This is a genomic window from Brevibacterium antiquum CNRZ 918, assembly GCF_900169145.1.
Taxonomy (GTDB): Bacteria; Actinomycetota; Actinomycetes; order Actinomycetales; family Brevibacteriaceae; genus Brevibacterium; species Brevibacterium koreense.
This window is the reverse complement of the sequence record NZ_FXZD01000002.1, coordinates 259755-276822: the sequence shown is the minus strand read 5'-3', so window position 1 is coordinate 276822 and position 17068 is coordinate 259755. Positions and strand designations below refer to the sequence as shown.

The following is a 17068-nucleotide window of genomic DNA, read 5'->3' as shown; positions in this document are numbered from 1 at the left end:
ACACGAAACCTCAGACCGCACCCGACTCACCTCTCTTCGAGCCCCCAGCTGGCGCCGTGCTTGTCGCGGAAGATGTCGTAGACGGCCCAGGTGGCCCGGCGAGTGGGCATCGGACGCAGCGGTTCCCCGCTGATCTGAGCCTGCGCCATGTGCGTGCCGACGAGGAAGGCGTTGTTCTCGAACAGGGCGGAGTTGATGACCTGCCCCTCACCGGTGCGTTCACGCACTCGCAGTGCAGAGAGCACGCCGATGACGCCGAACATGCCGCCCATGATGTCGTTGACGCTGGCTCCGGCACGCAGCGGCTGTCCGGGTGGGCCGGTCATATAGGCGAGGCCGCCGAGCATCTGCACGACCTCGTCGAGGGCGGTGCGCTGGCCGTAGGGTCCGGACAGGAATCCCTTGAGGGAGCAGTAGATGAGGCGCGGATTGCGCTGCGCGAGCTCCTCGTAGCCGTAACCCATGGACTCCATCTTCCCGACGCGGAAGTTCTCGAGGAGAACATCGGCGGAATCGATGAGGGACAGGGCGACGTCACGGTCGGCCGCCTCGGCGATGTCGAGCTGCACGGACTGTTTGTTGCGGTTGAAGGCGGGGAAGAGCCCGGATCCTGAGCCGGGCAGATAGCGGGTCTTGTCACCGGCTCCGCGCGGTTCGACCTTGATCACCTCGGCGCCCAAGTCGGCGAGGATCATCCCGCAGCTGGGCCCCATGACCATGTGGGAGAACTCGATGACGCGGATGCCCGCCAGCGGCAGTTCCTCCGCGCCGACGGTCGAGGATTCGCCCTGCTCAAGCATGGTAGGCCGCCGGGACGGCGGGGATCGCGGACAGGCTCGACGTCAGCTCGTGGCCGACGGCTGCCGTCAGCGGTTCCCGGATTGTCGAGAGTGCCTCGACGTCGACGCCGGTGTTCACGCCTTCGCGGTGCAGGAGGTGGACGAGGTCATCGGTGCCGATGTTGCCTGCCGCGCCCGGGGCGAAGGGGCAGCCGCCGAGGCCGCCCATGGCCGCGTCGAAGTTCGAGATTCCGAGGTCGAGTGCGGCGATGACGTTGGCCATTCCGAAGTTGTAGGTGTCGTGCAGGTGCAGGTTGACCGGATTGCCCGGGAAGGCTTCGATGACCGCCGAGGTGTTCCTGGCCACCAGCGATGGGTTGGCGTTTCCGATGGTGTCGGCGACCCCGACCCCGTGTGCCCCGGCATCGACGAAGGGACGCAGGACCTCGACGAGGTGGTCGGCATCGGTGATTCCGTCGAAGGGGCAGATGAAGCTGACTGCGGTGGCGATGTCGAAGCGCACCCCGTTGTCTTTGGCGAAGGTCGCGGCTTCGAGGAGTCGGTGCGTGGCCTGGGCGATAGGGGCGTCGGAGTTCGCCTGCGAGTGACCTTCGGAGGCGGAGAGGACGAGCTTGATGTTCTTCGCCCCTGCGTCGACGGCACGCTGAGCACCCTTGAGGTTGAAGACGAGGGTGAAGAAGTCGACGCCTTCGGCCTCGTGGGACTGGAGGCGCTGCAGGACCTCTCCTGTATCGGCCATCTGTGGGACCTTCTTCGGATTGACGAACGATCCGACCTCGATCTCCTTGAGACCTGCGGCGATGAGCTGCTCGCCGAGTGCGACCTTGGCGTCGGTGGGAACGATGGCGTCTTCGATCTGGAGACCGTCGCGCAGCGTTGTGTCGAGAATCGTGACCGATGTGGGCCGAACCATGGTGGGAGCTCCTTCGTTGACCTGCTTCTTTCCCGGACAGCGGGAAGAGATCGGCCTCACGCTCCCTTGCGTGTTGCCGTCTGCCATCAACATAGCCGTTCGCGGGTCCCCCGTGGTGAGCGCGGACACGAATTGCTCGCTATGTGAGAAGCGGACGTGAAGTGAAGACGGTCACTCCCGTTTAATGGGACTCCTGGTCTCGACAGCTCGGAGGCTCGTGTTCGGCCCTGGCTAGAGGCGTCGTCTAAGACTGTCGTGATCGCCCAAGACTGTCGTGATTATTCAGTCGTGTTCGGGCAGCTTCCCGCCGAGCTGCTCGAGCACTTCGTCGGTGTGTTCGCCCAGATCCGGGCCGAGGTGGTCGATCGGGATCGATGAGCCGCCGATGACCGGGGTGATTCCCGGGAAGGCGACATCGCTGAGCATCTCTTCGCCGGTCGAGACATCGAGGTGCTGGATCATGCCGCGCGCTGCGAGCTGCTCATCGGCCACGAGGTCTTCGGCGGTGTAGATCGGCCCGGCTGGAACGCCCGCGGCCTCCAAAGTCTCGACCACCTCGGCGACATCGCGCTTCGCACACCAGGCACCGATGACCTCGTCGAGTTCCTCTCGTCGCTCCCACCGTCCGGCATTGGTCTGCAGGTCGGGGTCTTCGCCCAGGTCCGGACGGTCGACGGCGTCCATGAGGCGTCTGTAGATTCCGTCTCCGTTGCCGGCGATGACCACGGACTTGCCCCCGGCGCAGAGGTAGCCGTTCGACGGCGCGATGCCCTCCATCCGGCCGCCGGTTCGTGTGCGCATCTCACCGAACGCGGAGTAGTCGGGGACGAGTGACTCCATGACGGAGAACATGGCTTCGTTGAGTGCCACGTCGACCGTGCGATCGGCCAGCGGGCCTCCGCCTTCGAAGCTGTGATCAGAGCCGACAACCGCCTCAGCAGCACCGGTGATCTTCTGCCGCTGACGATCGAAGAGCATCATCACCGCACCGAACGCGGCCTGCATCCCGGCGATGGAGTCGCCGATCGAGACACCCACTCGCACCGGCGGCCGATCGGGGTCACCGACGAGTTCGCGGAACCCGGAGTAGCCTTCGGCAACGGCGGCGAAACCCGGACGTTCGGACATGGGCCCGGTCTGGCCGAAGGCGGAGATCCGGACGAGGATGATGTCGGGATTGGTCTCTTCGAGCACCTCGGGTCCCAGCCCCCACTTCTCGATGGTCCCGGGACGGAAGTTCTCGAGCACGATGTCGGACCGGCGCACGAGTTCGAGGGCTGAGGCCCGGCCCTCCTCCGAGCGCAGATCGAGCACGACGGACTTCTTGTTGCGGTTGATGGTCCGATAGAGCATCGAGGTGGTGCCCTGTTTGAGACGCCAGTTGCGAAGCTCGTCACCCGTGTCGGGGCGCTCGATCTTGATGACCTCCGCGCCGAAGTCGGCAAGCATGCGCCCGGCTGTGGGTGCCGCGATGTAGTTGCCGAGTTCGAGGACTCGCACACCGGTCAGTGGAAGACGACGTGCGCTCATGTCGATGCTCCTGTTCGTCGATCGGTCTCGGATCTGCTCGCCTGCCCGCGCCCCGATGGGCCCCGGGCGCTCTGTGCCGTGCGGCCTGCACCGAGTCATGCCTGTCTGCAATAGTGCCAGGCCAGCACGATCAACGGCGACATTTCATTACGCGGGGAGTCCGGAGCAGCGCCCCTCTGCCATGTCTCCACACCCACGTCACTGAGTGACGGTCACGACCTGCCGGTGCCGCCCGAGGCCGTCGATCTCCACCTCCACGAGGTCGTCATCGGCCAAGAACGGGAACTTCCCGGACAACGCCACACCCTGGGGCGTGCCGGTCAGGATCACGTCGCCGGGTTCGAAGGGCATCGTCTGGCTGAGCTGATGGATGATCTGCCCGACGTCGAAGATCAGGTCGCTCGTCGACGAATCCTGGCGCACCTGGCCATTGACCCAGCTGCGCAGCCGCAGGGACCCGGGGTCCACCTCAGCTGCGGGCCTGATCCACGGACCCAGTGGAGTGAAACCGGGAAGGTTCTTCCCCTTCGACCACTGACCGCCGGATTCCTCGATCTGGAACCTGCGTTCGGACAGGTCGTTGGCCAGCACATAGCCGGCCACATGCGAATACGCCTCCTTCGCCGAGGCGACTCGGAAGGCTCGTGTGCCGATGACCAGTCCCAGCTCGACCTCCCAGTCGGCCTTCGTGGCATAGGGCGGCAACTCGAGTCGGTCATAGGGGCCAGCAATCGTCGAGGGCATCTTGAAGAAGACGACGGGGCGCTCGGGTGGCTCGCCTCCGGCCTCCTTGGCATGCGCCGCGTAGTTCATGCCCACGCACACCACGGCCGAGGGCCGTGCGATCGGGGCGCCGATGCGCAGCGTCTGCGCTGAGTCGAGTGGCTCGAGGCCACCTTCGTCCAGTGCGGCGCGGACTCGTGTGATGCCGTCGTCGGCGAAGAACTCGCCGTCGATGTCGGTGGTCAGGGGGCGCAGATCGTAGTGGACGTCGTCGTCATGCACTACCGGGATCTCGTGGCCGATGGGGCCCAAGCGCAGCAATTCCATACGGTTCCTCTCGTGTTCACCAGGCTCTGGCATCCGGCCGTCGTTGGCCGGACGCGCTATGCTAGCCTGTGGAACCACGGTAGCGGCGTCTCACATTCTAAGTTTGAATAGTTCAAGTATTGGACACTTGTTTTGTGTGACCCACACAGTGCGGGCGCGCGAACACGCCGGCCTGGCCTCCTACTCCCCCGCACCGTCGACGGCAGAGGCCGTGTAATCGGATCTCGCCCGCCTGGGGACGACGACGATCGGAACCGGCGAGTGCTGCAGAATCCGCATGGCGTGACTGCCCAGGGACACCCGCTTGAACGCCCCGAGACCGGATGAGCCGAGCATCATGACTTCGGGATCTTCCCAGTCCACATCGGTCAGCGCACCGGCCCAGCTGGGCCCCGTGCCGATGGCCACATCGGTCTCGCCCGGCTTGATCTGCAGCTGATCGATCGAGCATAGGATCTCGTCAGTTTCTCGCCGGATCACTTTGACCCATTCGTCGATGACGCTGGATTCGACATCGAGTCCCACGCCTGCCGCCGAAATCACCCGCGACCGGGGTGCGAACGAGGCGATGCGGAAGTCCACGCCGGACTCTGCAGAGACCACCGCTGCCCCGAGGATGAGGTCCGCCGAGGTGGACGAACCGCTGTACGCGGCAGTGATCCGCCGCAGCCGAGCCCCCGGTGCAGCCCGGTATCCGACCGGCGCCAGCGCCACCGGCAGGCTGGCGCTGTGCAGCAGTCCGGTGGAGACGGAGCCCAGTGCGATCCGGCCCGGCTTTCCATCAGCCGCGGGGCCCACGACGAGGCGGAAGGCACTTTCCTCTCGGCACACCTCGAGCAGTCCACGTCGCGATGAGCGGGCACTGTGGACGAGGCATTGGGACTCGATGTCATCGGGAAGGAGCGCCCGGACCTCGTCCAGGGCAGCCTCGGCGACACTGCGAAGCTTCTTCTGGTACTCACTGTCGAAGAGCGCGGGACTCATCGGCCAGGCGGCGGAATCGATGGCCGCCGCGACGAGCCGGTGCCCGTAGGACCGTGCGAGCACGATCCCCAACTCAACTGCTGGCCGATTGTCCTGACCTGGTGCGATGCCGACGACGATGCTCATTGTCTGCCTCCCGTTGAATCGGATCCGTCGATGTTGTCATGTGCTGCCCGCTGCTTGCCCAGCACCGAGGATCTGCGGCCGAAGATGAGGTACAGGCCGAGGACGACCGCCGTCCAGATGAGGAAGACGACGATGGTGATGATCTGCAGGTTGCTGATGATCCAGAGGCAGCCGATGATCGCGAGCACCGGCAGGACCGGATAGAAGGGCACCTTGAAGCCGCGTTCGAGGTCGGGTTCGCGCACACGCAGGATGATGACGGCCAGGGACACGACGATGAAGGCGACGAGGGTGCCGATGCTCGTCATCTCGGCGAGAAAATTCAACGGGATGAACCCTGCCAGAATGGCGATGACCACGGTCACGATGATCGTGCCCTTGACCGGGGTCAGCGTGCGCGGATTGACCTCGCCGAAGAGCTTGGGCATCATTCCGTCGCGTGACATGGTGAACAGGATCCGGGTCTGACCGTAGATCGAGACGAGAGTGACGGAGAAGATCGAGATCACGGCGCCGGCGGCGACGATGGTGCCCGGCCATTGGGCGCCGACGATGTTCTCGAGGATCGCCGACAGGCCGGCCGTCTGCCCGTCGAACTCCTGCCACGGCTGAGCCGACAGCGCCGCGATCGCCACGAGAACGTAGACAGTGGTGACGATGATGAGAGCTGAGATGAGTGCCCGGGGCATGGTCTTCTTCGGGTTCTTCGTCTCATCACCGGCGGTGGCCACAGCGTCCATGCCGACGTAGCTGAAGAAGATCAGGCCCGAGCCTGCCACCACCCCGGAGAAGCCGAAGGGCGCGAAGTCGGCGAAGTTGTCGACGTTCCAGCCGGTGACTCCGACAAGTACGAAGAAGAGGAGAACGCCGATCTTCGTGCACACCATGACGGTGTTGATGACGACCGATTCGCCCGTGCCGCGGACCAGCAGGAAGCAGCACATGGCCAGCAGCACGATCGCTGGCAGGTTGACGATCCCGCCCTCCTCCGGGGCATAGGCCAAGGCGTGCGGGATCTCGAACCCGAAGAGGTTGAACAGCAGCTGGTTGACATACTGCGACCAGCCCACGGCGACCGCGGCTCCTGCAACGCCGTATTCGAGGAGAAGGCAGGCCGCGACCCCCATCGCCGGCAGCTCCCCGAGCGTCGCATAGGCATAGGAGTAGGAGGAGCCGGAGACGGGCACGCTGCCGGCCAGTTCCGCATAGCAGATGACCGCGAGGCCCGCGACGAGACCGGCGATGACGAAGGACCAGATGACCGCAGGCCCTGCGACGGGCACGGATTCGGAGAGGATGAAGAAGATGCCGGTGCCGATGGTCGAGCCGACGCCGATCATGGTCAGTGAGAACAGGCCGATAGTGCGTTTGAGATCGCTGCCCGTTTCCTCGCCCTGCTGCGGGACTGGTTTCACTCGGAACAGCTGCTGTCGCAAAGTTGCCATCATCATTCCCCAGACATCGTCGTCTTTCCTGCGTATGGGTGCCGACACCGTCAATCATCGACCATGGCAGTGAGCCCTGACCCCACACTGTCGCTACAGCGACCATACGACAGTCTCACCTCGCCGAGGCGGTGCTCGGCGGAATTCGCGACTGCGAAATCGGTTGTCCCACACTGTCCACATCCCAAACGGGAGACATCAGCACTGGCCAGGTGGCGTGCTTGAGGCCTGCGAAAAACTTATTCAATGAAATGGTTGATTACATACTCACATCATTCTACAGTGGTATCCAACCAATGAGTTGAATACGGATCGGAGGTCCAGTGACAGACCAGCTGACAAAGGTGTTCGCCGCCCTGGCCGACCCCACACGCAGAGACATGGTGGCCCGACTGTCCGTCGCCGACGCCACGGTCAATGAACTCGCCGCACCCTATGAGGTCAGCGTTCAGGCCGTGTCGAAGCACCTCAAGGTGCTCGAAGATTCGGGACTGGTCACTCGCACCCGGGAGGCTCAGCGCAGACCGGTCCACCTCGAAGACAACGTGTTCGATCTGATGACCAAATGGATCGAGAGATACAGGCAGCAGGCCGAAGAGCGCTATCAACGCCTCGACGCAGTCCTGGACACCATGGACACCGACTCTTCAGCCGCCCCTGCAACAGATTCCCCAGAAAACTCACGCACAGGAGCATGACATGACCACCACAGACGACACCGACTATTCGACCCTGCACCTCGACGTCCCGGAAGGGGCTCAGACCGTCTCGATCACCCGCGACTTCGCCGCCACTCCGGACAAGGTGTTCCGTGCCCACACGGATCCGGAGCTCTTCGTCAAATGGTGCGGACCGGACACGATCACGAGCACGATCCGCGAATGGGACGCACAGACAGGTGGACGCTGGAGCTACGTATCAACCGATGACTCCGGCGAATACGGCTTCTTCGGTTCATTCCACGAAATTCGGACGAACGAACGCATCGTCCAGACGTTCACCTTCGAGGGCTTCCCGGATGCGGTGAGCCTGGAAATCCTCACGCTGAGCGACCTCGGCGATGGGCGGACCCGACTGAGCTCGACATCGATCTTCGACTCGCTTCAGTCCCGCGACGGCATGGTCGCCTCGGGTATGGAGCAGGGCATCGTCGAAGGCTATGACAAGCTCGACAGGCTGCTTGCGGAAGGACGGTGATCGCCAGCAGCGGGCTTGTCCCATAAGCTCGTGGGCATGACGGACACACAGGATCGCTCACCCGCTGCTGCCGAAGAGGACATCGACCGCTACGACCCGGAGGCTCGCCGCTGGCTGTCGGGCGCGATCAGAGCCGTGCAGTCGGATGCCAAGAGATCGTCGGATACGCATCTGCTCCATGTTCCGCTGCCGGCCGAGTGGGGGATCGACCTCTACCTCAAGGACGAATCCAGCCATCCCACCGGGTCACTCAAACACCGGCTGGCTCGGTCACTGTTCCTCCATGCGCTGTGCAATGGGTGGATTCGTCCCGGTCGCCCGGTCGTGGAGGCCTCCAGCGGATCGACCGCGGTCTCCGAGGCGTATTTCGCTCAGCTCATCGGCGTCCCGTTCATCGCAGTCATGGCTCGCTCCACGAGTGCCCAGAAGATCTCCCTCATCGAGTTCTATGGAGGCACCTGCCATTTCGTTGACAACGCCAATGAGGTCTACGAGGTCGCTGCACAGCTAGCTGCGGAGTCCGGCGGTCACTACATGGACCAGTTCACGTATGCCGAACGGGCCACGGATTGGCGCGGCAACAACAACATCGCCGAGTCGATCTTTGACCAGATGTCGAACGAACAGCACCCCGAACCGGCCTGGATCGTCGCCACCGCCGGAACGGGCGGCACCTCGGCGACCCTGGCCAGGTATGTTCGCTACACCGGTCGCGCCACAGGCATCTGCGTGGCCGATCCGGACAATTCAGCATTCTTCGCCGGATGGCGCGACCACAATCCGGCCGCGGCGACCGACACCGGCTCCCGGATCGAGGGCATCGGACGCCAGCGGGTCGAGGCGAGCTTCATCCCCTCGAGCATCGACCGGATGATGCATGTCCCCGATGCGGCCTCGATCGCGTCGATTCAACTGCTCGAAAAACTCATCGGGCGCCGTGCCGGAGCCTCGACGGGCACCGGCCTGTGGGCCGCCTTCCGCATCGTGTCGCAGATGAAGGCTGCCGGACAGTCAGGCAGTCTGGTGTCCCTGATCTGTGATCCTGGCGAGCGCTACCTCGACAAGTACTATTCGCAGGACTGGCTGGCAGAAGCCGGACTCGACACCACCGGCTACCGTGCCCGCCTCGACGAATTCATGGCCACCGGCCACCTGGACTGACCGAGACTGGTTATCTCCGGCGAAGCGAAATCAGCTGGACTGTTCGGGCTGGGCCGCCATCATGGCGAAGTAGGAGTCGCGACTGCGGCGAACGTGGCGGGCCATCACCTCGGCGGCCTTCGACTGCTGTCCGGCGTCGATGGCTGCGATGATGTCGCGGTGCTCGGGCCAGGCCTGCGGTCCGCGGCGGGTCACGTTCAGCGAGTACAGCCACTCGATCTTGCCTGAGATCTGACGCAGGAGACTGACGAAGGACAGGCTGCCGCTGAGTTCTGCGATGGCGAAGTGGAAACGCATATTGAGCACTGCCAGGTCCTCGTAGTGCTCCTGGTCGATGACGATGTCGCCGGCGTCGAGGATCTCGTTGATCTCCTTGCGGATCGCCCGCCACCGATCGTCCGGTGCCTCACCGCTGCTCTGCTGCGCAGCGCGCTTCGCCGCCCGTTTGGCGGTCGCGGATTCTAAGACGATGCGGATCTCGAACAGATCCTCGGCATCCTCGGTCGGTGAGGGCGCGACCATGCTGCCGCTGTAGGCCCGGGACTCGACGAGCCCCTCGGCCTCAAGCGCCCGCAGCGCTTCCCGGATCGGGATCCGCGAGACCTCGTATTGTTTCGCCAGGGCCGCTTCCCGCAGTTTGCCGCCCGGCGGGTGCACACCATGGATGATGTCCTGGCGAATCTGTGCGCCGACGCTCACGCTGCTGGACTCAACTTTTGCAGTCATCATCTGCCCGCCGCGTAACCCTGGGCACCGCGCGGGTTCGCCCCAGCGGTGACTCGTCCCGTGGCCGGATCACGAGTCACGCAGGAGAGCCGACCGAGTTCCCAGTCGCCGGCCCTGGTCACGACGTGACCGCGGCTGATGAGTCCGTTGATGACGTCATCGCCGAGGCGATCCTCGACGATCGCCCCGCCCGGGACCCAGGTGCGGGGCCAGAAGGACCCGGCCAGGGCCGTGGTGTGCAGGGCCGGTGCGTCGATCGCCTGCTGTGGTTCGTACCCACCGACGAGCATGCGCAGGATCATCAGCAGCTGCCACTGCTCCTGCTGGTCACCGCCGGGAGAGCCGAGGGCGATGACCGGCTGGTCGTCCTTCGAGATCAGGGTCGGAGTCAGCGTGGTGCGTGGGCGTTTTCCGGGAGTCAGAGCCGAGGGCGCTGTTTCGTCGAGCCACATCATCTGCAGGCGGGTGCCCAGGCAGAAACCGAGCTCCGGAATGATCGGTGAGGACTGCAGCCAACCGCCGGAGGGTGTGGCGGAGATGATATTGCCCCAGCGGTCGACGACGTCGATGTGGCAGGTGTCGCCGTTGTTGACGCCGTTCTTCGCCACGGTGGGCTCGCCGACGCCCGCCTTCGCCATGGCCTCCTCGTCCGCGCCTTCGAGCACGAGTGGTGGGGCGAAGGTCGAGACAGTTCCTGCACGGTTCGCACCGGGACGAAATTCGAGTGAGGCATCATCGGTGATGAGATCACGCCTGCTGGCTGCGTAGTCGTCGCTGAGCAGCCAGTCGAGATCGACATCACCGTCCCCGTAATAGGTGTCGCGGTCGGCCATCGCGAGTTTGAGTGCCTCGAGAATCGTGTGCGCACCGATCTCGGTCGAGGGATCGAGCCGGTCGTCGTCGAAGCCGTCGAGGATCTTCAGTGTCTGCAACAGGACCGGGCCCTGCCCCCACGCGCCGATCTTCGCAATCGAGTAACCACGGAAGTCGATCGTCACCGGCGCCTCGAAGTGCGCGTCGAATCCGGCGAAATCAGCGGTCGTCATCACACCGGTGTGATCACCCCCGGTCGAGTGCCGGTGCGGGGTGGAGATGAACTTCGCGACCGCCTCGGCGACGAAGCCGGACTTCCATTCCTGACGTGCCGCGGCGACTCTGGCAGCACGCCCTTCAGCACCCTCACCTGCGGCAATGAGCTTCCGCAGGACCTCAGCATAGGGACGGTTATAGATGAGATCACCGGACTTCGGGACCTGACCCTCTGGTATCCACTGCGCTGCGGAGGTGGGCCAGTGTTCGGTGAAGAGCTCCTGGACACGCTCGATGGTGCCCACGACTCGGGCGAGGACCGGGTGCCCGTGCTCGGCGTAGTCGACGGCGAAATCGAGAACGTCGGCAAGCTCCCAGGTGCCGTGGTGTTCAAGCAGGTTGAGCCAGGAGTCGACGGCGCCGGGCACCGCGGAGGCGAGCGCTCCGGCACCGGGGACCATGTCGAGCCCCTCGCTGCGATAGTGCTCAATGGTTGCAGCTGCTGGTGCCGGGCCCTGCCCCATCATGACCTGCGGGTTCGCCGGGTCCTCGGCGGTAGCGAAGACTCCTGTCATGTCACCGCCGGGACCGTTGAGGTGGGGTTCGACAACGTGGAGAAGGAAGGCTCCTGCCACGGCAGCATCAAAGGCGTTGCCACCGCGTTCGAGCACGGCCTGCGAAGCTGCGGTGGCCAACCAGTGGGTGGAGGCGGCCATCCCGAAATGCCCCTCCAATGTCGGCCGAGTGGTGAAGGCAGCGGGTGGGGTGAACGGCATATCGGTATTCCTTCGTCGAACTGAGGTCGAGTGTACGGATCAGATGGCGCGATTCTTCTCTGCCACACAAACTCGTTTGCATACAATCTAATCTCTCTTTATCGTTTTGCATACGAACGATCCTCATTTTGTGAAATTCGGGATCCCCCGAGCTCATTGGAGAGCCCCACGAAAGGACCGCGATGACACGTCGACTCGATCTGGCCATGCTGCTCGTGCTGACATTCTCGACCGGAATGGTCGATGCCATCGGCTACCTGGGCTTCGACAAGGTCTTCACCGGAAACATGACGGGCAACGTCGTCATCCTCGGCATGGGCCTAGCCGGGGCCGAGGACACCCCGGTACTTCGCCCGGCACTGGCGCTCGTGTTCTTCATGCTGGGCGCGGCCCTGGGCGGGCGCATCTTGGGGCGGATCGGCGAGGACTGGCACCATCGCACTACGGCGATCTTCTCCGGCGTGGCTCTCGGGTGTGCCGGCCTGGCCGTCTATGTCGCACTCGTGCCCGACCCCGAGGTGGGACTGGCCGGCACGATCTTCACCTCGGCACTGTCGGCCCTCATGGGAGCGCAGGCGGCTGCGGCCCGGCGGATGAAGATCGCCGATGTCACCACAGTGGTCGTGACCTCGACGATCGTCGGTCTCGCCTCCGACTCACGGCTGGCCGGGGGCGACAGCGCCCGCTGGGTCCGGCGTGCGCTGGCCGTCCTTCTCATCCTGATCGGTGCCATCGCCGGTGCCGCGACGCTGATGATCAATCAGTGGATCGGCATCGCCGTCGTCGCCGTGGCCATTGCCGTCGTGGCCATCATCGGCCACCGAGGCGCCCGGAAGCGGTCCCTCGCCGAGGCGGAGGTCTCCCCCGCGCGCGATTCGCCCACGGAAATGCCGCCTACAAGCGCAGCCCACACCCACCTCGGCGAGTGAAAACACCGGACAGCTACGCCGCCCACCGCCGGCGCACGGCCCGCGCGCCGAGATACGGCTGTGCCCCGCCGAAGTTCGACGGGGCACCCGGTTTTTCGATGGGGAGGGCTGGCCGCAGCCTCAGCGCACTGACCGGAGCGACACTGCTCGAACGGTCCGTGGCTGGAGCCATCGTGCGCGTCTGCCGAGAGGCCGGGTTCGACTCCGCCGAGGTGTCCGCCAGTCTCGGCAGCACCACCGGAGCCGTGTTCACCCGGGGGACCGCGCCTTGGCCCGCCGTTGAGTTCACCCACCTGAGAGGGTCCGTGTCGTCAGCATCGGGCGAGAACCCCCGCGTGCACCTCGAGGGCGAGGTCGTCGACGTCGCTGGTGATGTTCACTCCGGTGTACTGGCCGCGGGTGCGAACCTCGTGGCCGTGACCTTCGAGCTCTTCATCCGCCGTAGCTGATTTGCTCCGGCCACTGCCCGGTTGTGCTCCATCGCCGCTGTGACCCACGAAGTCAGGCGCTCGTCGTTCCTGATGGCTTCTGCAGACACTTCGATCCAGCCTGGTCCCATGTCACGTCCGGGCCCCATTTCTGCCTGAGATGCGCCGGGCAGGTCCAGCAGCTCCTCGTGCCTGTCGGCTTCGACCCGCACCAGGAGGCCACCGTCTTTCTGTGCGCTGACCAGCATCTTCTCGTTGACCATCAGGGAGCGTCCACCGAACATCGACACCTCCCGCACGACTGGCTCTTCTGCCACCAGTGCTCGTAGACGTACGACGAGAGAGCTCTGCTCTGGCGTCATCGGCATTGTCCTTACCCTTCGTCGGGCGGGCCGTATGAGAGACGGTCGAAGATCAGCACGCTTTGGCTGATCTTGTCGTCATCGACCGTGAAGAACTCGGCCGCAGGTGCTGTCGAGGTTGTGGAGGTCTGCGGATAGTAGAACAGGGCGACGCGATCGCCATCGGCGAATTCGGCAATGTCGCCGATTCCGGTGAGCATCGGGGCAAACCCACCGATGAAGTCCCGGTAGGCGTCTCTACCGTCGAGGTCCACGCCAGGGGCGCGGCAGGTCACATCATCGGCGACGTATTGCATTGCGGTCTCGATATCGCCACTGGTCCAGGCGTGGTGGTACTTCTTGACGAGGTCGTAGGCGAAGTTGCGGGTCATGGGGCTTTCCTCTTCCTTCCTACGATGATGACGCAGTGGCTTTCAGTCAGGCAACGGGACCCAATGGTCAGTACCGGGGTTCTCGCCCGCGCCCGCAGTGGACAGACGCGGCAGGAAGTTCGACCACCCGTGGGCGTGGCCACGGACTTCTGTCTCGGGCAGGTCAGAATGACGGAGTTCGAGATGAGTGCCGGCAGTGACCGGCGTCAGTCGGAATTCGACCGTCGACGCACCGGAGGGGAGGTCATCGCTGCCGAGGAATCCCCATGAGACCACGACGCGGCTCAGGTACTCGACGCACAGGTATTCGCCGCGCACCGGGTGCCCGGCGATATCAACGGCGAACCGGCCTCCGGTTTTCGGCTCCAGGTCGGCGTACTGCCCCATCCACGCCACCATTCCGGCATTCGTCGTCAGGTAGTCGAACACCACTTCGGGAGGTGCGGCGATGTCGATGGAGTCCCGGGACTCAGCCATGTGCTTTACGCTCCGAGGCTTCGATGACGGATTTCAGTGCCGACAGCTTGATCGGCCAGAAGTCATCCAGGTACGAACGCACCGCCGCGATTCCGTCGGTGTCCACGGTGAACAGGTGTCGCGTGCCGTCCCGAGTGCCGATCGCGAGTCGTGCCTTCTGCAGCACACCGAGATGGTGGGAAGTCGTCTGTTGTGACAGGCCGGTCGTCTCTGCGATGGAACCCACGGGTTGCGGTGCCGACCGGATCGAGGACAGGATCACCCTTCGGTTTTCATCTGCAAGCGCACGCAGCGCCAGATCAAGACTGACTGCGGCCTCATTGCTCATCGTCTTGCCCCTCTGCTCGAACACACACAATCTAGCACAAATGAGTATTTGTACATATGGGTGGACGTATAAACTCATCATCGATTCTGAGGATCACTTGTCGCGAAATATCGTTCGCAGACCTACCGGTTCGCTACGACTCGCCCACGACCTGGGCGTAGGTCCCGAAGAACGGCTCGCCGTTGGCGTTACTACCACGGTACGCGGCAAGGGACTTCAACAGGCGTGGCCCGCGCGCACCGGTCACCGGGTCCAGATCCATGACCGCACATCGAGGAATCGTCTCCCCGATCCGGACACGGACACCACCCAACGACACCTCGCGCCCGGCCCAGGTCTCCTCGACGAACGGTTCCTCGGTGTCGATAAGGAAGGTCGCCCGGAACCGTGCCGCCTCGGCGAGCAGGTCGGGGTGGTCGACCTTGCGGCCCAGATCGCGGATGGAGGCTGTGGCGACGATGGACACCGGATCACCGTAGACGACGTCTCCTCGCGGGACTCTCGCCAGGCGCACGGATTTGCCGAGCCAGGCTGACAGCAGCCCGTCGTGTGGCCCGTCTGTGAGCTCAGCCTCGACAGGTCGACCCCAGTAGTCGCAGGTCAGCGTCTCGCCGGAGACCTCCGGCACTGCACTGACCGATCGGCCATCTGGCAGCCTCGTCTCCAAATGGTCATCGTGGAGCCGGGCGAAGACTGCGACAAGTGAGGGATTCTGCACGGTTCGCAGCACCTGTCGCTTCTCCACGTCGACGAGGCAGTACCGGCGGTCCCCCACTGGTCCGCGCTCGTCGAAGTCGGCATCCGACTGCGACAGATGCCGTGCCCCCTTGATAGGTGTGAAGCCGACGGAGCGGACGTCGAGTGCTTCGGTCAGCGACGATGAATGCTTGGCGGCGCGCGCAGAATCTCGATCCTCCATGCGCCCAGACTACCCATTCTCCTGTGGCCTTCCGGTTCCGAGTCGGCGCCTCACGACATCACGGCTCCACCGTCGATGCGCAGGATCTGGCCCGTTGTGAAGGCGGCACCATCGCTGGCGAGGTAGGCGACCGCCTCGGCGATCTCAGCCGGAACACCCAAACGATCGATGGCCTGGTTCGAGGTGTCGTAGTCCTGACCTGCGGTCAACGCGGATTCGACGGGCCCCGGGGCCACCGAACGACAGCGGATCGCGCTTCGACAAAGGCATAAAGTCGTTGGCGTTGCCCATGCCGCGCCAGGTCACTGCCCGGGGAGCCGATGCGGCGACATCTTCGGCGGCCATGACAAGAGCGACGGCTCCGTTGGAGACCATCGAGCAGTCGGTGCGGCGCAGCGGTTCGGCGACATAGGGGTTCTCTTCCGAGACCGTGTTACAGAAGTCGAATCCGAGGTCCTTCTGCATGTGGGCCAACGGGTTGTGGGAACCGTTGGCGTGATTCTTCGCGGCCAGCTTCGCGAGGGTCTGTGAGCGGTCGCCGTAGCGGTCGAAGTACTGACGGGCGATCTCGCCGAAGACAGCGGCGATGGAATCGTGGGCGGCAAAAACCGCGGTAGAGCCTGTGGCACAGGCGTTCTCATGCCGATGCGCCGGGGTGAGAGCCAGCTCGGGGAACACAACGCCGGGCAGTGCTGCCTCGAATCCCTGCCTGGACAGGCCGTTGTTGTAGACGCCGACATGGATGACGTCGATGTCGGCAGGTTCGAGACCTGCATCGGCGATGGCGGCCCTGGCAACGTCGGCCATCATCTCAGGAAGCGGCGACTCGGAGCGCCCGAACTTTCCATGGGACCAACCGATGATCGCGGGCTTGGGCATGGACACTCCTTCGGGTCCGCCACCGAGGTGGGGAAGTCGACAGTAACTCTTGCTGTCATACTTTCGTCAGTCCCAGTAACTGGTCAACACGAATCCACCATATGGAACGAGGAGTGGACGATACCCTCAGCCGTCAGCCGTCAGCCGTCAGCCGTCAGCCGTCAGCCGTCAGCGTCGGGGTACACGTATTCGCGGAATCGACCAGGTACATGGGCCTTCTGCCATTCGAGTTCGCGTGCCAGTTCGCTACCTGCGAGCGCCTTCTTCGTATAGCGCACCAACTCCCGGCTATGACCTGCCATATGTGCCACCGCCACCGCCTGACCGCAGGCACGCGCAACTGCTGTACTCGCATATTCCGAGGCCTCTCGTGCGGCCGGATGGCAGCCGAAGGCGAGCTTTCGAATTTGCCCCACAGTCATTTGTCCCTCCGCGAACTGCAGTGCTCCGTCGAGAGCCTCCCTCGGTCGCCGATCGTCCGGACGATCAGCAGAGAACACAGGCAGCAGCCGCTCAGCACATGCCACCGACCATGTGATCAATTCCTGTCGGTCACGCTCTGGCAGTGTCAGGTCGGTGGGATCCGGCTTCATGTCTTGATTGTCTCAACAGCGGGTCACGGTGCACGCACCCAATCC

At 64.2% G+C, this 17068-nt stretch carries 21 protein-coding genes; 5 read left to right on the top strand and 16 right to left on the bottom strand.

Annotated features, from left to right (window positions below; all coding sequences use genetic code 11):
* Positions 1–26: 26 nt before the first annotated feature.
* The 6 genes from BANT918_RS03920 to BANT918_RS03895 all read right to left on the bottom strand — a co-directional run bounded on the left by BANT918_RS03920 (position 27) and on the right by BANT918_RS03895 (position 6848).
* On the bottom strand, positions 27–800 hold the full coding sequence (locus tag BANT918_RS03920; RefSeq protein ID WP_226829551.1) for a CaiB/BaiF CoA transferase family protein: 774 nt from the start codon (positions 798–800) through the stop codon (positions 27–29).
* On the bottom strand, positions 793–1713 hold the full coding sequence (locus BANT918_RS03915; protein WP_101619036.1) for a hydroxymethylglutaryl-CoA lyase: 921 nt from the start codon (positions 1711–1713) through the stop codon (positions 793–795). The genes BANT918_RS03920 and BANT918_RS03915 overlap by 8 nt, the downstream gene beginning before the upstream one ends.
* Positions 1714–1995: 282 nt before the next feature.
* Positions 1996–3243, bottom strand: a complete 1248-nt coding sequence (locus tag BANT918_RS03910) for a CaiB/BaiF CoA transferase family protein (protein WP_101619035.1) — start codon at positions 3241–3243, stop codon at positions 1996–1998.
* 198 nt (positions 3244–3441) lie between these two features.
* On the bottom strand, positions 3442–4293 hold the full coding sequence (locus BANT918_RS03905) for a fumarylacetoacetate hydrolase family protein (protein WP_101619034.1): 852 nt from the start codon (positions 4291–4293) through the stop codon (positions 3442–3444).
* A gap of 180 nt (positions 4294–4473) precedes the next feature.
* Positions 4474–5403: a universal stress protein gene (locus tag BANT918_RS03900; RefSeq protein ID WP_101619033.1), complete on the bottom strand. Its 930-nt coding sequence runs from the start codon at positions 5401–5403 to the stop codon at positions 4474–4476.
* Positions 5400–6848 carry an APC family permease gene (locus tag BANT918_RS03895; protein WP_101619232.1) on the bottom strand — a complete coding sequence of 483 codons (1449 nt, stop codon included), beginning with the start codon at positions 6846–6848 and terminating at the stop codon, positions 5400–5402. The genes BANT918_RS03900 and BANT918_RS03895 overlap by 4 nt, the downstream gene beginning before the upstream one ends.
* Positions 6849–7171: 323 nt before the next feature.
* Between BANT918_RS03895 and BANT918_RS03890 the strand changes: the two genes are divergently transcribed.
* The 3 genes from BANT918_RS03890 to BANT918_RS03880 are packed head-to-tail and all read left to right on the top strand — an operon-like array spanning position 7172 to position 9206.
* A complete protein-coding gene (locus tag BANT918_RS03890) occupies positions 7172–7546 on the top strand; it encodes an ArsR/SmtB family transcription factor (RefSeq protein WP_101619032.1) in 375 nt (124 codons plus the stop codon).
* Between the two features lies 1 nt (position 7547).
* Complete coding sequence (locus BANT918_RS03885; protein ID WP_101619031.1) at positions 7548–8045, top strand: SRPBCC family protein; 498 nt, start codon at positions 7548–7550, stop codon at positions 8043–8045.
* A 36-nt stretch (positions 8046–8081) separates the two neighbouring features.
* On the top strand, positions 8082–9206 hold the full coding sequence (locus tag BANT918_RS03880; RefSeq protein ID WP_101619231.1) for a PLP-dependent cysteine synthase family protein: 1125 nt from the start codon (positions 8082–8084) through the stop codon (positions 9204–9206).
* 30 nt (positions 9207–9236) lie between these two features.
* Here BANT918_RS03880 and BANT918_RS03875 read toward each other — a convergent pair whose 3' ends face one another.
* Together BANT918_RS03875 and BANT918_RS03870 are read right to left on the bottom strand one after the other, a co-directional pair.
* Positions 9237–9935, bottom strand: a complete 699-nt coding sequence (locus tag BANT918_RS03875) for a GntR family transcriptional regulator (RefSeq protein ID WP_233429444.1) — start codon at positions 9933–9935, stop codon at positions 9237–9239.
* Entirely contained in the window at positions 9932–11737 is a 1806-nt protein-coding gene (locus BANT918_RS03870; RefSeq protein WP_101619030.1) for a gamma-glutamyltransferase family protein, read from the bottom strand. Before BANT918_RS03870 ends, BANT918_RS03875 begins: the two co-directional genes overlap by 4 nt.
* Positions 11738–11919: 182 nt before the next feature.
* Here BANT918_RS03870 and BANT918_RS03865 point away from each other — a divergent pair, with 182 nt between their 5' ends.
* Together BANT918_RS03865 and BANT918_RS17155 are read left to right on the top strand one after the other, a co-directional pair.
* Positions 11920–12666: a YoaK family protein gene (locus tag BANT918_RS03865; protein ID WP_101619029.1), complete on the top strand. Its 747-nt coding sequence runs from the start codon at positions 11920–11922 to the stop codon at positions 12664–12666.
* Positions 12663–13115 (top strand): PCC domain-containing protein, encoded by a 453-nt coding sequence (locus BANT918_RS17155; RefSeq protein WP_145996927.1) that lies wholly within the window; start codon positions 12663–12665, stop codon positions 13113–13115. The genes BANT918_RS03865 and BANT918_RS17155 overlap by 4 nt, the downstream gene beginning before the upstream one ends.
* Here the strand turns inward: BANT918_RS17155 and BANT918_RS03860 are convergent.
* The 8 genes from BANT918_RS03860 to BANT918_RS03825 all read right to left on the bottom strand — a co-directional run bounded on the left by BANT918_RS03860 (position 13043) and on the right by BANT918_RS03825 (position 17023).
* Positions 13043–13456, bottom strand: coding sequence for a TfoX/Sxy family protein (locus BANT918_RS03860; RefSeq protein WP_101619028.1), 414 nt, complete (start codon positions 13454–13456; stop codon positions 13043–13045). The two genes, BANT918_RS17155 and BANT918_RS03860, sit on opposite strands and share 73 nt — an antisense overlap.
* 11 nt (positions 13457–13467) lie before the next feature.
* Positions 13468–13827 carry a nuclear transport factor 2 family protein gene (locus tag BANT918_RS03855; RefSeq protein WP_101619027.1) on the bottom strand — a complete coding sequence of 120 codons (360 nt, stop codon included), beginning with the start codon at positions 13825–13827 and terminating at the stop codon, positions 13468–13470.
* Between the two features lie 42 nt (positions 13828–13869).
* The gene (locus BANT918_RS03850) at positions 13870–14304 is read right to left on the bottom strand and encodes an SRPBCC family protein (RefSeq protein WP_101619026.1); all 435 of its coding nucleotides are present in this window, start codon (positions 14302–14304) and stop codon (positions 13870–13872) included.
* On the bottom strand, positions 14297–14632 hold the full coding sequence (locus BANT918_RS03845; protein WP_101619229.1) for an ArsR/SmtB family transcription factor: 336 nt from the start codon (positions 14630–14632) through the stop codon (positions 14297–14299). The genes BANT918_RS03850 and BANT918_RS03845 overlap by 8 nt, the downstream gene beginning before the upstream one ends.
* A 133-nt stretch (positions 14633–14765) precedes the next feature.
* A complete protein-coding gene (locus tag BANT918_RS03840) occupies positions 14766–15551 on the bottom strand; it encodes an MOSC domain-containing protein (protein ID WP_101619025.1) in 786 nt (261 codons plus the stop codon).
* A 50-nt stretch (positions 15552–15601) separates the two neighbouring features.
* A complete protein-coding gene (locus tag BANT918_RS03835) occupies positions 15602–15760 on the bottom strand; it encodes an SDR family oxidoreductase (protein ID WP_233429445.1) in 159 nt (52 codons plus the stop codon).
* Positions 15696–16430, bottom strand: coding sequence for a hypothetical protein (locus BANT918_RS17650; protein ID WP_233429446.1), 735 nt, complete (start codon positions 16428–16430; stop codon positions 15696–15698). The genes BANT918_RS03835 and BANT918_RS17650 overlap by 65 nt, the downstream gene beginning before the upstream one ends.
* Positions 16431–16591: 161 nt before the next feature.
* Entirely contained in the window at positions 16592–17023 is a 432-nt protein-coding gene (locus BANT918_RS03825) for a putative immunity protein (RefSeq protein ID WP_101619024.1), read from the bottom strand.
* Between the last annotated feature and the right edge of the window lie 45 nt (positions 17024–17068).